The organism is uncultured Nocardioides sp., assembly GCF_902805925.1.
Taxonomy (GTDB): domain Bacteria; phylum Actinomycetota; class Actinomycetes; order Propionibacteriales; family Nocardioidaceae; genus Nocardioides.
This window is the reverse complement of record NZ_CADCUP010000012.1, coordinates 1-12,692: the sequence shown is the minus strand read 5'-3', so window position 1 is coordinate 12,692 and position 12,692 is coordinate 1. Positions and strand designations below refer to the sequence as shown.

Annotated in this window: 16 protein-coding genes and 1 tRNA gene; 13 read left to right on the top strand and 4 right to left on the bottom strand. The window is 72.2% G+C overall.

The annotated features are described in order from the left end of the window. Positions 1 to 113 precede the first annotated feature (113 nt). From QZX64_RS00770 to QZX64_RS00755, 4 genes are all read left to right on the top strand, one after another. Positions 114 to 401 carry a WhiB family transcriptional regulator gene (locus tag QZX64_RS00770; protein ID WP_295656150.1) on the top strand — a complete coding sequence of 96 codons (288 nt, stop codon included), beginning with the start codon at positions 114 to 116 and terminating at the stop codon, positions 399 to 401. A gap of 102 nt (positions 402 to 503) precedes the next feature. Then, complete coding sequence (locus QZX64_RS00765) at positions 504 to 668, top strand: hypothetical protein (protein ID WP_295656148.1); 165 nt, start codon at positions 504 to 506, stop codon at positions 666 to 668. A gap of 21 nt (positions 669 to 689) precedes the next feature. Then, positions 690 to 896, top strand: coding sequence for a hypothetical protein (locus QZX64_RS00760; RefSeq protein ID WP_295656146.1), 207 nt, complete (start codon positions 690 to 692; stop codon positions 894 to 896). 175 nt (positions 897 to 1,071) lie between these two features. Beyond that, entirely contained in the window at positions 1,072 to 1,233 is a 162-nt protein-coding gene (locus QZX64_RS00755; protein WP_295656144.1) for a hypothetical protein, read from the top strand. A gap of 9 nt (positions 1,234 to 1,242) precedes the next feature. Here QZX64_RS00755 and QZX64_RS00750 read toward each other — a convergent pair whose 3' ends face one another. Together QZX64_RS00750 and QZX64_RS00745 are read right to left on the bottom strand one after the other, a co-directional pair. Next, the gene (locus tag QZX64_RS00750) at positions 1,243 to 2,049 is read right to left on the bottom strand and encodes a hypothetical protein (protein WP_295656143.1); all 807 of its coding nucleotides are present in this window, start codon (positions 2,047 to 2,049) and stop codon (positions 1,243 to 1,245) included. 116 nt (positions 2,050 to 2,165) lie between these two features. Further along, a complete protein-coding gene (locus QZX64_RS00745; RefSeq protein ID WP_091115022.1) occupies positions 2,166 to 2,324 on the bottom strand; it encodes a DUF5679 domain-containing protein in 159 nt (52 codons plus the stop codon). Between the two features lie 185 nt (positions 2,325 to 2,509). Between QZX64_RS00745 and QZX64_RS00740 the strand changes: the two genes are divergently transcribed. From QZX64_RS00740 to QZX64_RS00730, 3 genes are all read left to right on the top strand, one after another. Continuing rightward, positions 2,510 to 3,307: an enoyl-CoA hydratase/isomerase family protein gene (locus QZX64_RS00740; RefSeq protein ID WP_295656139.1), complete on the top strand. Its 798-nt coding sequence runs from the start codon at positions 2,510 to 2,512 to the stop codon at positions 3,305 to 3,307. 214 nt (positions 3,308 to 3,521) lie between these two features. After that, positions 3,522 to 4,604 carry a PHP domain-containing protein gene (locus tag QZX64_RS00735; RefSeq protein WP_295656136.1) on the top strand — a complete coding sequence of 361 codons (1,083 nt, stop codon included), beginning with the start codon at positions 3,522 to 3,524 and terminating at the stop codon, positions 4,602 to 4,604. Next, positions 4,601 to 5,137 carry a M48 family metallopeptidase gene (locus QZX64_RS00730; protein WP_295656135.1) on the top strand — a complete coding sequence of 179 codons (537 nt, stop codon included), beginning with the start codon at positions 4,601 to 4,603 and terminating at the stop codon, positions 5,135 to 5,137. The genes QZX64_RS00735 and QZX64_RS00730 overlap by 4 nt, the downstream gene beginning before the upstream one ends. Positions 5,138 to 5,140: 3 nt before the next feature. Here QZX64_RS00730 and QZX64_RS00725 read toward each other — a convergent pair whose 3' ends face one another. Next, entirely contained in the window at positions 5,141 to 5,695 is a 555-nt protein-coding gene (locus tag QZX64_RS00725) for an NUDIX domain-containing protein (RefSeq protein ID WP_295656134.1), read from the bottom strand. Further along, positions 5,692 to 7,032 carry a zinc-dependent metalloprotease gene (locus QZX64_RS00720; protein WP_295656133.1) on the bottom strand — a complete coding sequence of 447 codons (1,341 nt, stop codon included), beginning with the start codon at positions 7,030 to 7,032 and terminating at the stop codon, positions 5,692 to 5,694. Before QZX64_RS00720 ends, QZX64_RS00725 begins: the two co-directional genes overlap by 4 nt. 36 nt (positions 7,033 to 7,068) lie before the next feature. Between QZX64_RS00720 and QZX64_RS00715 the strand changes: the two genes are divergently transcribed. From QZX64_RS00715 to QZX64_RS00690, 6 genes are all read left to right on the top strand, one after another. Continuing rightward, the gene (locus tag QZX64_RS00715) at positions 7,069 to 7,494 is read left to right on the top strand and encodes a molybdenum cofactor biosynthesis protein MoaE (protein ID WP_295656130.1); all 426 of its coding nucleotides are present in this window, start codon (positions 7,069 to 7,071) and stop codon (positions 7,492 to 7,494) included. 63 nt (positions 7,495 to 7,557) lie between these two features. After that, positions 7,558 to 7,782, top strand: coding sequence for a hypothetical protein (locus QZX64_RS00710; RefSeq protein WP_295656128.1), 225 nt, complete (start codon positions 7,558 to 7,560; stop codon positions 7,780 to 7,782). 26 nt (positions 7,783 to 7,808) lie between these two features. Beyond that, on the top strand, positions 7,809 to 8,861 hold the full coding sequence (locus QZX64_RS00705) for a PDZ domain-containing protein (RefSeq protein WP_295656127.1): 1,053 nt from the start codon (positions 7,809 to 7,811) through the stop codon (positions 8,859 to 8,861). After that, positions 8,858 to 9,439, top strand: coding sequence for a PPA1309 family protein (locus tag QZX64_RS00700; RefSeq protein ID WP_295656126.1), 582 nt, complete (start codon positions 8,858 to 8,860; stop codon positions 9,437 to 9,439). The genes QZX64_RS00705 and QZX64_RS00700 overlap by 4 nt, the downstream gene beginning before the upstream one ends. Positions 9,440 to 9,444: 5 nt before the next feature. Further along, on the top strand, positions 9,445 to 12,420 hold the full coding sequence (locus QZX64_RS00695; protein WP_295656152.1) for a UPF0182 family protein: 2,976 nt from the start codon (positions 9,445 to 9,447) through the stop codon (positions 12,418 to 12,420). 69 nt (positions 12,421 to 12,489) lie between these two features. After that, positions 12,490 to 12,563: transfer RNA gene (locus QZX64_RS00690), tRNA-Met, on the top strand. Positions 12,564 to 12,692 lie beyond the last annotated feature (129 nt).

The following is a 12,692-nucleotide window of genomic DNA, read 5'->3' as shown; positions in this document are numbered from 1 at the left end:
TGACACCCAACAGCACCGGCGCCTCCAGGCCGCGGAACCCGAATCAGGGATCCGCGGCCTTTCTGTTTCCCCGACCACCGTCAGCGATCAGGTCACAAGAGGAGGTGACACATATGACCATCAGTGTTCTCGACCGCGTCTCGGAAGAGCTCCAGCAGCAGGCTCCGTGCCGGATCAACGACCCGGACCTGTGGTTCGCCGAATCGCCCAGCGACGTCGAAAACGCCAAGGCCCTCTGCCAGGACTGCCCGGTCGTGGCCCTGTGCCTCGACAGCGCCCTCGAGCGGCGTGAGCCGTGGGGCGTCTGGGGCGGTGAGCTCTTCCTGCAAGGCGTGGTGATCCCACGCAAGCGCCCCCGCGGCCGGCCCCGCAAGGACGCCGGGGCCGAGGTGGCTGCCTGACCGGCTCCTCCGAGCGAGCACCTGCACCGACGACCTGCACCATCCATCCGCAGCACCGATCCACACGACCCGATGACCACCACCTAGAACGAAGGCACTGACATGGAACTCATGCACGAGAACCTGGCACGCGTACAGATGAGCGCGCGTCTGGGAGAGGCGCAGCAGCTTCGCCGCGGCCACCACCTGGCCGTAGCCCGCCGCGCCAGCCGCAAGGCCGAGAAGGCCGCGCTGCAGGCACGTCTGGCCCTGCTCCGCGCCGTCTGACCCGAAGGACACATCACCTCCATGAACACCGACCCGAACACCACCACGAGCTCCGAAGGAACCGACATGAATCTCATGCACGAAGATCTGGCGCGGGCACAAATGTCCGCGCGCCTGGGAGAGGCGCAGCAGCTTCGCCGCGGTCACCAGCTGGCACTCGCCCGCCGGATGAGCCGCAAGGCCGAGAAGGCAGCGCAGCAGGCACGTCTCGCCCTCGCTCGCCTCTGACCAGGCCGGTCACCCGCACCTGATCGCCGGGTGACCACCGCACCATGGCCGGGAGCCGGGTACGACGCAGTCGTCGTACCCGGCTCTCGTGCTGTCGACGTCGTCCCGCGCCGAGGTCCAGCGCAGATGCCGCGCCACGCAGTGGTCGTACGGCGGCCGGCGTAGCCTCGGTGCTGTGTCCACGTGCGACTTCTGCGGCCGGCAGGCCGAGAGCGAGGCCGAGACCCTGACCTGGACGACGTCGGTCGAGAACGGCCGGCGGCGCAGCTACTGCGAGTCGTGCTCTCGCACGCACCTGCGCAGCATCGAGGGCAAGCTCGACAACGAGTGGTGGTGACGACCGGGATCACCCCGGGACGTCGAGGCCCGACCAGCCGCAGCCGCACCAGGGGTGGGGCGCCCAGGTGAGGACCTGGGGCGCGGCCTCCTCGTCGAGCCGGACCGTGGCCGACCACGTGGTCGGACGCGCGGCGTGGCACCACCGGACCACGTCGTCGCACGCCCAGGCCAGGGCCAGCGACATCAACGACGCCTCGACCTCCACCGGCTGCGCGCCGCCCGACCACTGCTCGACGAGCACGGGGTGGCGCGCGTCTCGGTCGCGGGCGTGCGCGTCGAGGCACTGCAGGCAGGCGGTGCTGCCCGGCACCACGAACGGTCCGACGAGCACCCGCCCGTCGACCGCTGCCACGAAGAGCGTGGGCTGGTCGGCGCGCAGGCACCGGTCGCCCGCCTCGCGGTCGGGCTCCCCGGCCGAGATGACCACGGCCACGTCGGCCTCCTCGTCGGCACCCTCGACGCTGCGGACACCGGCGTCGGACAGCCTGCCGGCCAGCTCGCCCAGCCACACCTCGGGCCCGGCGAGCCCGACCAGGGTGCGGGACCGGCGCAGCAGCCGGCGGTCGCGCTCGCCCGGTGCCACGAGCAGCCGGGCGTCGGCCAGGTCGGCGACCAGGCTCGCCTCGTCGCCGGGGAGCAGGGAGGGGTCGAGGCCCCGGGCGAGCCGACGCAGGAGGGCGCCGAACGCGGGAGTGGCCGGGACCACCACGCGCCACTGGGGGTGCGACCCGACCTGCAGGTGCCGGTCGTCGCGACGCACGACGGGGACCCCCGCCCGTAGCCGCACCCAGCGAAGGCTCTCGATGTCGTGCACGGGACCAGCCTGGCAGCCGCAGCGGTGCCGGCGCCGGGCTCGTCCACAGGCCCGGGACGCAGCACGGCGGCGCCACCGCGAGGGTGGCGCCGCCGTGTCAGCTGTGGGGCGTGGAACTACGCCTTGCCGAGGATCCGGTTGAGGTTGGTGCTGCAGACGGGGCAGACGGCCTTGGCCATCCGGGTGCCCTTGTCGTTGACCTTGACCTCACCCTCCGCCTCGCGCTTCTCCTTGCACTTCACGCAGTAGAACTCGCCGCTCCAGGTCTCCGCCATGACGGCCTCCTTGCCTCTGGTATTGCTTGGTCGTCGCGGCGGGGACTCGGGGCCTGCCCGCCGGTGCTCGGGGACGGGTGTCCCTGAGCCGTGAACGACCCTACTTCACGCCTGAGCGCAGGCGTGGCACGCACCCCTCCCAGCGTGGCGGGAGGGGCCGCCGGGCCCCCTCGTATCCTCCAGCCATGGCTGACCGCGACCGCGCCCACCTGCGCCTCGAACGTCCCTCGGAGGGCGTCGTCCTGCTGACCCTCGACAACCCCCAGCAGCGCAACGCGATGTCGGAGGAGATGACGCGCTCGTGGGTCGAGGCGATCGACGAGGTCGCCGCCGACCCGTCGGTGCGGGTCGTCGTCGTGACGGGGGAGGGCAGCGCCTTCTGCTCCGGCGGCGACACCGGGTGGATCTCCGGCGAGCCCGACGCCACCGTCGATGAGCTGCGGGCGCGGATGATGCCCTTCTACCGGGCCTGGCTCTCCATCAGGAGGCTCGAGGTGCCGACGATCGCTGCCGTCAACGGCCACGCCATCGGTGCCGGGCTCTGCCTGGCCCTGGCCTGCGACCTCCGGTACGCCGCGGCGGGCGCGCGCCTCGGCGTACCGTTCGTGCGGCTCGGCATGCACGCCGGCATGGGCGCCACCTACCTGCTGCCTGACGTGGTCGGGCCTGCGCACGCCCGGGACCTGCTGCTCACCGGGAGGGTGGTGGCCGCCGACGAGGCACTGTCGATGGGCCTGGTGTCGCGCGTCACGCCGCCCGGGGACCTCCGGCACCAGGTCCTCGCCACCGCCGCCGAGATCGCCGGCACCGCGCCGATCGCCAGCCGGCTGACCAAGCTGGCGCTCGCCGGCGGTCACCGCGACCTGGAGGCCTGCCTGCAGTGGGAGGCGCTGGCCCAGCCGGTGACGCTGGCGACCGCCGACCTGCAGGAGGGCATCGCCGCGGCGCGGGACAAGCGGGCCGCGGTCTTCCGCGGCCGCTGACCCGGAGGCGGTCCTAGCACGGCGGTCCTTGCACGGCAATCGGTCACCCGGTCAACAGGTTGTCCACTCCTGTGCACAACCCTGTGGACAGGCCTGTGCGTGAGCGGTTGCGACCGTGGACAACCCGCGGACCGCACGGGATGACGCTGTGCAGGACACGCGCGGCGCGCTCGTGGTCCACCCCGCTGACCAGCCACAATGGCGGGGGAAGGATGTGGAGGACACAGTGGTCGAGGCAACGAGGGTCCCGACGGCCGGCGAGCCGTACGACGGTGGGGCGGTGGCCGCCCTGCGCCGGATCGCCTTCCTCCTCGAGCGCGCCCGCGAGGACACCTACAAGGTCAAGGCCTACCGCGCCGCCGCGGCCGCCGTGCTGCCGCTCGGCGACGACGACCTGGCAGCCCGCGTGGCCGCCGGCACGCTGACCGAGCTCCCGGGCGTCGGCAGGAGCACCGCGACGGTCATCTCCGAGGCGGCTCGTGGCCAGGTGCCTGCCCGGCTGGCGACCCTCGAGCGCGAGCACAGCGGCCCGCTGACCGACGGGGGCACCACGCTGCGCGCCGCGCTGCGGGGAGACCTGCACTGCCACTCCGACTGGTCCGACGGCGGGTCGCCGATCGAGGAGATGGCGTTCACCGCGATCGAGCTCGGTCACGACTACCTGGTGCTCACCGACCACTCGCCGCGGCTCACGATCGCCCACGGGCTCAGCGCCGAGCGGCTCGCTCGCCAGCTGACCGTCATCGACGCCGTCAACGACCACCTGGGCGGCGCCTTCACCCTGCTCAAGGGCATCGAGGTGGACATCCTCGACGACGGCGGGCTCGACCAGACCGACGACATGCTCGCACGGCTGGACCTGCGCGTCGCCAGCGTGCACTCCAAGCTCAAGATGGACCCCGACGCCATGACGCGCCGGATGCTCGGGGCGATCCGCAATCCGCGGATGAACGTCCTGGGCCACTGCACCGGCCGGCTGGTGACGGGCAACCGCGGGGTGCGGGGGCAGAGCCGGTTCGACGCCCGGGCCGTCTTCGAGGCGTGCGCGGAGCACGACGTGGCCGTCGAGATCAACTCCCGTCCCGAGCGCCGCGACCCGCCCAGCGCCCTGCTGGAGCTCGGCCGCGACATCGGCTGCCTGTTCAGCATCGACAGCGACGCCCACGCGCCCGGCCAGCTCGACTTCCTCGTCTACGGGTGCGAGCGGGCCGAGGCCGCGGGCATCGAGGCCGAGCGCATCGTCAACACCTGGCCGCGCGACCGGCTGCTCGCCTGGGCCGCCAAGGACGCGCCGTGACGGCTCCCGAGGCACGGGTCGAGGTACGCCGCTCGGCGCGGCGGCGCCGTACGGTCTCGGCCTACCGCGACGGCGACCGCGTGGTCGTGATGATCCCCGCCACGATGAGCAAGAGGGACGAGGCGTCCTGGGTCGCCCGCATGGTCGACCGCCTCGACCGGGCCGAGGCCCGCAAGCGGCCCAGCGACGACCAGCTGATGGCTCGGGCCAGGCAGCTCGACGACGAGTTCTTCGGCGGCCTCGCCACGCCCGACACCGTCCGCTGGGTGGCCAACCAGAGGTCGCGATGGGGATCGTGCACGCCCGGCGACCGGTCGATCCGGCTCTCGGCGCGGCTGCAGGGGATGCCGCGGTGGGTGATCGACTACGTGCTCGTCCACGAGCTCGCGCACCTGCTCGAGCCGGCGCACGACGCCAGGTTCTGGGCGTGGGTCGACCGCTACCCACGGGCCGAGCGGGCCAAGGGCTACCTCATCGGCTGGTCGGCCGCTGCCGACATGGAGCCGCCCGACGACGGCGACCCGGTCGACTGACGCCTAGCCCGAACGCTGGGACCAGCGGCCCCGCGCGAGCCGGATGAGCGTGTGCATCTCGGCCTCCAGCTCGGGCAGCGCGACCACCGGCCACCAGCGCACGTCGAGCGACTCCTCGCTGACCTCGTGCACGGCGTCGGGCGCGGCCCTGCCGGTGAACCGGACGTCGAGGTGCGTCACGGGCCCGCGGGGGTCGCAGAACTCCACGACGTGCGCGTCGAGGTGCACCGGCACCGGGTCGACGTCGAGGCCGGCGATGCCGGACTCCTCGGCCGCCTCGCGTGCGGCCGCGGCGACCAGCGTGCGGTCGCCGGGCTCGCAGTGTCCGCCGAACGCGAACCACCGCCGCGCCTTGCGGTGCAGGTTGAGCAGCACGTGGTCGAGGTCGGCGGAGAGCACGAGCGTGCCGGCGGTGACGTGGTCCGGGTACGCCGCCCGGGTCATCGCGTCGGTGGAGGCGCGCAGGTGACCGAGGAACCGGTCCTTGAGGGCCAGCTGGTCGGGAGAGGGCGGCGTCCAGCGCTCGAGGCGCCCCAGTGCGTCGGCGTGGAGCGTCACTCCTGGGGGCGGTCGTCGCCGGGACCGTCGAGCAGGCCGCGCAGCCCGGCCTCGAAGTCCTCGTCGGTCAGCGACAGCGACTCCGGCGCCGTGGCGTCCTCGCGGAACCCCAGCGGGTCGTCGAGGTCGGAGGCGGTCGGCAGCAGGTCCGCGTGCATCCACACGCCGTCGCGTGCCTCGGTGCCCTGTCGGGTGCGCAGGGAGCCCCACAGCGTGGAGGCGTCACGCAGCCGACGCGGCCGCAGCTCGAGCCCCACCAGCGAGGCGAAGGTCTGCTCGGCAGGGCCGCCGGCCGCGCGGCGGCGGCGCACGGCCTCCTGAAGCTTGGCGGCCGCGGGCATCCGCTCGGCGGTGGCCTGGCCGACGACCTCGTCGACCCAGCCCTCCACGAGGGCGAGGGTGATCTCGAGACGCTGCAGCGCCGCCCGCTGGGCGGGGGACTGGGCGAGGTCGAACATGCCGCCCTCGAAGGCGTCCTGCAGGGCCGCGGGGTTGGTGAGGTCCAGCCCGCGCACCTGCTCCTCCATGGCGGAGGTGTTGATCTCGATGCCTCGGGCGTAGTCGGTCACGGCACCGATGAGGTGCTCGCGCAGCCACGGCACGTTGGCGAAGAGCCGCTGGTGGGCGGCCTCGCGCAGGGCGAGGTAGAGGGTGACGTCGGCGTCGTCCACGTCGAGGCCGCCGGCGAACGCCTTGACGTTCTCGGGCACCAGCGCGGCGACGCCCGGGGCCGCGAGAGGCAGCCCGATGTCGGTGGCGCCGAGAACCTCCCCGGCGAGCGCGCCGAGGCCGGAGCCGACCTGGCTGGCGACCATCGCCCCGGTGGCCTTGGACAGCATGCCGATGAGCGGGCCGGCCATGGCGCGGGCCTCCTCGGGCAGCGCCTTGCCGAGCGAGTCGACGGCCTGGGCGGCGATCGGCTCGACGAGCACCTTCCAGGCGTCGGTGGTGTTGACGATCCACTCGGCACGGCTCCAGGCGGCGGTGGTCGTCACGCCGGAGGGAAGGTCCGTGGCCGAGTCGAGCCAGTGGTCGGCGAGCCGGACGGCGTCCGCGACGGCGTCCTTGTCGCGGGCGGTGGGCGAGGGGTCGGGCTGCTGCGCGGCGGCGCGACGGGCCATGTCGATGGCGACGTCCCAGTTGATGGGGCCGTCGTAGGGCTGCATCATCGCCTGCACCTGGCCCATGAGGGCCGAGAGGTCCATGCCGCCGAAGCCCGCCGGACCCAAGCCGGCGCCCCCGCCGCCGGAGAACAACGCCTCGAACGGCGTGCCCTTGAAGGGGTTCTGCTCGGGCTCCTCGGGAGGCCCGCTGGTCGGATCATTGGTGAAACCCATGGCCCCACGGTACTCACCGCCTCATAGACTCGGCGCGTGACTGACGCCGTACGACTCGTCGACCTGCGTGAGACCCCCCTCGACGTCGCGGAGGTGCTCGCGGCGCTGGACGACGCGGAGTCCGGCGGGCTCACCCTCTTCGTCGGCCGGGTGCGCGACCACGACCGGGGCAAGGGGGTCAGCGGCCTCGACTACTCGGCCCACCCGACCGCCCTCGACAAGCTCCGCGAGGTGGCCGAGAAGGTGGCCGCCGAGCACGACGTGCAGGGTGTCGCGGCCGTGCACCGGGTGGGCAGCCTCGCCATCGGCGACATCGCCGTGGTCGTCGCCACCACCGCCAGCCACCGCGGCGACGCCTTCGCCGCCTCCCGCGCCCTGATCGACACCCTCAAGGCGGAGGTCCCGGTGTGGAAGCACCAGCGGTTCGCCGACGGCTCCGAGGAGTGGGTGGGCACACCCTGACGGGGGTCGCGCTCACCGGCGTGGGTGCCGGCCACGGCCGTCCTGCGCTCCTATCCTGGGCCCGTGGACATCCTCCTGTGGCTCGTACCCACCCTGGCCGTCACCCTCGGCGCCATGGCATGGGTGGGCTGGCTGGGCCGCGACGGTCGCGGCGAGGTGGACCGGGACGTCGCCGTACGACGCCTCGCCCGGGCCCTCGAGAAGGACCTGCCGCGCGCCGAGCCCGTGACGCGGGCCCGCGAGCGCAGCACCGGCATCGCGGTGCGCCCCACCCGCGACGCCTCCTAGTTGCCGGTGTTTGAGACAGTGTGCGCATGACCCAGCGCACCGTGGCCGGGATCCTGGCGATCCCGCTCCTCGTCGCGCTCTGGGCCGTGGCGCTCGTCTCCGGCCTGCCCTACGTCACCTACGAGCCCGGCGTGACGGTCGACGTGCTCGGCTCCGACGACGGCGAGGAGATCGTGCAGGTCTCCGGGCGCAAGACCTACCGTGACGGCGGTGAGCTGCGGATGACCACCGTCTACGTCACCCGGCCGCAGTCGACGGTGAACCTCTTCGAGGCCACCAGCGCGTGGATCAGCCGCGACGACGCGATCGTGCCGTACGACGCGGTCTACTCGCCCGAGGAGACCCAGGAGGACTCGCGCACCGAGTCGGCGGTCGCCATGGTCTCCTCCCAGGACTCCGCGGTCGCCGCCGCCCTGACCGAGCTCGGCATCGACGTCGCGCCGGTCACCGAGGTCCTCAACGTGTCCGAGGACCTGCCGGCGGCCGGCAAGCTGGAGGTCCGCGACGTGCTGCTGGCGGTCGGTGGCACCGAGATCACCGGTCCCGACGACGTGGTCCAGGCGGTCCGAGCGGTCCCGGCCGGAGAGCCGGTCGACTTCCGGATCCGCCGTGGCGAGGAGGAGCGGACCGTCGAGGTGACGCCGAAGGAGGTCGACGGCCAGGCCAGGGTGGGCATCACGCCGGGCCCCGGCTTCGACTTCCCCTTCCGGGTGAGCGTCAACATCGACCCCACCATCGGCGGCCCGAGCGCGGGCCTGCTGTTCTCGCTCGCCATCTTCGACACGCTCACGCCGGGCTCGCTCACCGGCGACGCGGTCGTCGCCGGCACCGGGACCGTCGACCAGGAGGGCGAGGTGGGCCCGATCGGCGGCATCCCGCAGAAGATCGCGGCGTCGCGCGAGGACGGCGCCGAGCTCTTCCTGGTGCCGGTCGGCAACTGCCGGGAGGCCGAGAGGGCACCGCGCGGCGACATGCGGCTGGCCGTGGTCTCCACGATGCACGAGGCTGTGCAGGCCATCGAGGCGTGGACCGCCGACCACGACGCCCCCCTTCCCGCGTGCCCGGAGGAGACCCCGTGACCGACCTGCCCGAGGGCATCGACACCACCCTGCCCAGCGACCCCGCGCTCGCGACCGCCGTGCTCGAGATCGAGGCCCACGCCGCCACCGCCGGCTGGGACCAGCAGGCGCGGCTCTACGCCCTGGTCGACACCGCCCGCCTGGTGGCCTCCGAGCCGGCGCTCGCGGCCTCGATGGGGCTCGACGACAGCGCCCAGGACGGCTCCTTCACCCCGATCGAGCAGGACGACCTGCCGCCCGGCGAGCAGCTCGAGCGGGTGCTCGAGCAGGTCGTGTGGCCCGACACCGTCACCGGCTGTGCCGCCGTGGTGGAGCGGCTGGTGCTGCCGCCCGAGGTCGACGAGGAGATCCCCGACGACCCCGCGGCCGCGGCCGCCTTCGCCGGCGAGCACCCGCTGCGCCAAGAGGTCCGGATCGTGGCCGGTGCGACGCGTGCAGGGGCGACGTACTCTGCGCTACGACTGCGCGCGCACGACGACGAGCAGTCGGTGGTCGACGGTACCCACCTGGTGCCCGGCCTTCTCCAGCTTCTTCTGAGCACCTTCGATGACACCACCCTCGACGAGGAGACTTCGTGAGCGACATGTTCGGCACCGACCCGCAGCCCGGTCGGCCGCAGCCTGCCGTCGCCACCGCGCCTCGGCGCTCGCGCAGCCTGGTGATCACCGCAGGGGTGCTGCTGGCGGCGTTCCTGCTGTTCACCGGCTTCGCGTCGTTCTGGACCGAGCGCCTGTGGTTCAGGTCCGTGGACTACTCCGGGGTGTTCACCACCCTGCTCGTGACCCGGATCGGGCTGTTCCTGGTCTTCGGCGCCCTGATGGGCGCCGTGGTCGGGCTCAACATGTACCTCGCCTACCGCTTCCGCCCGTTCTTCCGCCCCACCTCGATGGAGCAGGACAACCTCGAGCGCTACCGCGGCGCCGTCGCGCCGATCAAGCGCTGGCTGCTGCTGGGCGTCGCCAGCCTCATGGGCCTCTTCGCCGGCACCTCCGCGGCCGGGCAGTGGCGGCAGTTCTCGCTGTGGCGCAACGGTGTGCCCTTCGGCGAGACGGACCCCTACTTCAACCGTGACGTCGGCTTCTACGTCTTCGACCTGCCCTGGTGGCACTACCTGGTCGACTTCACGATGGCGCTCGCCGTCATCGGCCTGATGGCGGCTGCCGTCGTCCACTACCTGTACGGCGGGATCCGCCTGCAGTCCTCGAGCGACCGGCTGAGCCCCGCCGCGCAGGCACAGTTCTCCGCGCTCGTGGGCGTCTTCGTCCTCGCCAAGGCGGCCGACTACTGGCTGGACCGGTTCGACCTGCTCAACGGCTCCGGCGGGCTCATCACGGGCATGACCTACACCGACGACCGCGCGGTGCTGCCCGCGAAGAACATCCTCATGGGCATCGCGGTCATCTGCGCGATCCTCTTCTTCCTCAACGTCTGGCGCCGCACCTGGATGCTGCCCACGCTCGGCGTGGGGCTGCTCGCCCTCTCCGCGATCCTCCTGGGCCTCATCTGGCCCGGTGTCGTGCAGCGCTTCCAGGTCTCGCCGAGCGAGGCCGACAAGGAGGCGCCGTACATCGAGAAGAACATCGACGCGACGCGGGCGGCCTACGACGTGGAGGACGTGCAGGAGCAGCCCTTCACCGCCGGCACGGGTGCCGGAGCCGACCTCGCGACGCTCGACGCCGCCACCGCCTCCGTGCCGCTGGTCGACCCCCAGCAGGTGCGCGACACCTTCGAGCAGCTCCAGCAGGTGCGTGCCTACTACTCGGTGGCCGACGTGCTCGACGTCGACCGCTACGGCATCGGCGCCGACCAGCGCGCCCTGGTCCTCGGCGTGCGCGAGCTCGACCAGAGCGGTCTCGACGACGCCGACCGCAACTGGTCCAACCTGCACACCGTCTACACCCACGGCAACGGCGTCATCGCCGCCTACGCCAACCAGCGTGGCTCGGACGACGAGACCCAGCGCACCGAGGTGGAGTGGGCCGAGGGCGGCGAGGCGGGCCAGACCGCGCTGACCGACATCGGGGAGGAGCCCTACGAGAGCCGGGTCTACTTCGGCGAGCTCAGCCCCAGCTACTCCGTCGTGGGCCGCAACCCCGACCCCGACGTCAACGCGGTCGAGCTCGACCTGCCCCGTGGCGAGCGCGACGACGAGAACACCACGACGTCCTACGACGGCGAGGGCGGCGTCCCGGTCGGCAGCCTGTTCAACAAGCTGCTCTACGCCACGAAGTTCGGCGAGCCCAACCTGGTGCTGAGCTCGCGCGTCCACGAGGACAGCAAGATCCTCTACGACCGCAACCCGCGCCGGATGGTCGAGAAGGTCGCGCCGTGGCTGACGGTGGACGCCGACCCGTACCCCGCGGTGATCGACGGCCGGATCCAGTGGATCCTCGACGGCTACACGACCACCGACCAGTACCCCCTCTCGCAGCGCGCGTCCTTCACGACGATGACCAACGACTCGCTCGCCCAGCAGACGGGCTTCCAGACGCTGCCGACCGACGAGATCAACTACATGCGCAACGCGGTCAAGGCGACGGTCGACGCCTACGACGGCACGGTCCGGCTCTACGCCTGGGAGGAGGACGACCCGATGCTCCGCGCCTGGCGCTCGGTCTTCCCCGACGTGGTGCAGGACAGGTCGGAGATCTCCGACGGCCTGATGGCGCACCTGCGCTACCCCGAGGACCTCTTCAAGGTGCAGCGCTACCAGTACGCCCGCTACCACGTGACGGACGCGAAGGACTGGTACGAGGGCAACAACCGCTGGCAGGTGCCCTTCGACCCCAACGACGACAGCAACCGCCAGTACCAGCCGCCGTACCGCCTCTTCGTCAACCCGCCGGAGACCGACAGCCCGGCCGACCAGATCTACTCGCTGACGTCGGTCTACGTGCCGCGCGGCAAGAACAACCTGGCGGCCTTCGTCTCGGTCAACAGCGACGCGACGAGCGAGGACTACGGCACGATCAACTCCCTGGAGCTGCCGAACGAGGCGACCCAGGGTCCCGGGCAGATCGCCAACGAGTTCGCGGCCGACGAGGGCGTGCGGGCCGAGCTGCTCAAGTTCGAGCAGGGCGGGCGACGGCCGATCTACGGCAACATGCTGACGCTCCCGGTCGGTGACGGGCTGATGTACGTCCAGCCGCTCTACGCCGCCGCCGCGTCGGGCTCCACCGCGTCGTACCCGATCCTCCAGTACGTCCTGGTGTCGTACGGCGGCCAGGTGGGCATCTCCGCCACCCTGACCGGGGCGATCGAGAGCGCGCTCACCGGCGAGCCGGGCACCGAGACGCCGACGACCCCGCCCGCGGGGGAGCCGACCGAGGAGCCCACCGAGGAGCCGACGGCCGAGCCGACGGACGAGCCCACCGAGCCGCCGACGGGCACGCTCAACCAGCGGGTCGGCCAGCTGCTCGACCGGGCGGAGCAGAAGTTCGCCGAGGCCGACCAGCTCCAGCAGCAGGGCGACACCGTGGGCTGGGCCGCGGCGCTGGACGAGGCTCGCGACCTGGTGGCCGAGGCCGTCGAGATCGCGGGCCGCAACGCTCAGCCCTAGGCGTGTCCGGCGTCACCCCGACCCGAGTTGAGAACGGATCGCGCCATCCCGTAAGGTTCTGTTCACCGACGCGGGGTGGAGCAGCTCGGTAGCTCGCTGGGCTCATAACCCAGAGGTCGCAGGTTCAAATCCTGCCCCCGCTACAATGTGATGTCTCAGGACATCGGAATAGCCCGGACCTACATTCGTAGGTCCGGGCTACTTGTTTCTGGTGGGTCCGGGTGGTCTGCCGGTGGGCTGGTAGTCGCGGCGTGGATCGATGGTCAGCTCGC

Bases quoted from the DNA above. Each gene is read 5' to 3' on its own strand.
- QZX64_RS00770 (WP_295656150.1), top strand. From the start codon at position 114: ATGACCATCAGTGTTCTCGACCGCGTCTCGGAAGAGCTCCAGCAGCAG.
- QZX64_RS00765 (WP_295656148.1), top strand. From the start codon at position 504: ATGGAACTCATGCACGAGAACCTGGCACGCGTACAGATGAGCGCGCGT.
- QZX64_RS00760 (WP_295656146.1), top strand. From the start codon at position 690: ATGAACACCGACCCGAACACCACCACGAGCTCCGAAGGAACCGACATG.
- QZX64_RS00745 (WP_091115022.1), bottom strand. From the start codon at position 2,324: ATGGCGGAGACCTGGAGCGGCGAGTTCTACTGCGTGAAGTGCAAGGAG.
- QZX64_RS00740 (WP_295656139.1), top strand. From the start codon at position 2,510: ATGGCTGACCGCGACCGCGCCCACCTGCGCCTCGAACGTCCCTCGGAG.
- QZX64_RS00720 (WP_295656133.1), bottom strand. From the start codon at position 7,032: ATGGGTTTCACCAATGATCCGACCAGCGGGCCTCCCGAGGAGCCCGAG.
- QZX64_RS00705 (WP_295656127.1), top strand. From the start codon at position 7,809: ATGACCCAGCGCACCGTGGCCGGGATCCTGGCGATCCCGCTCCTCGTC.
- QZX64_RS00695 (WP_295656152.1), top strand. From the start codon at position 9,445: ATGTTCGGCACCGACCCGCAGCCCGGTCGGCCGCAGCCTGCCGTCGCC.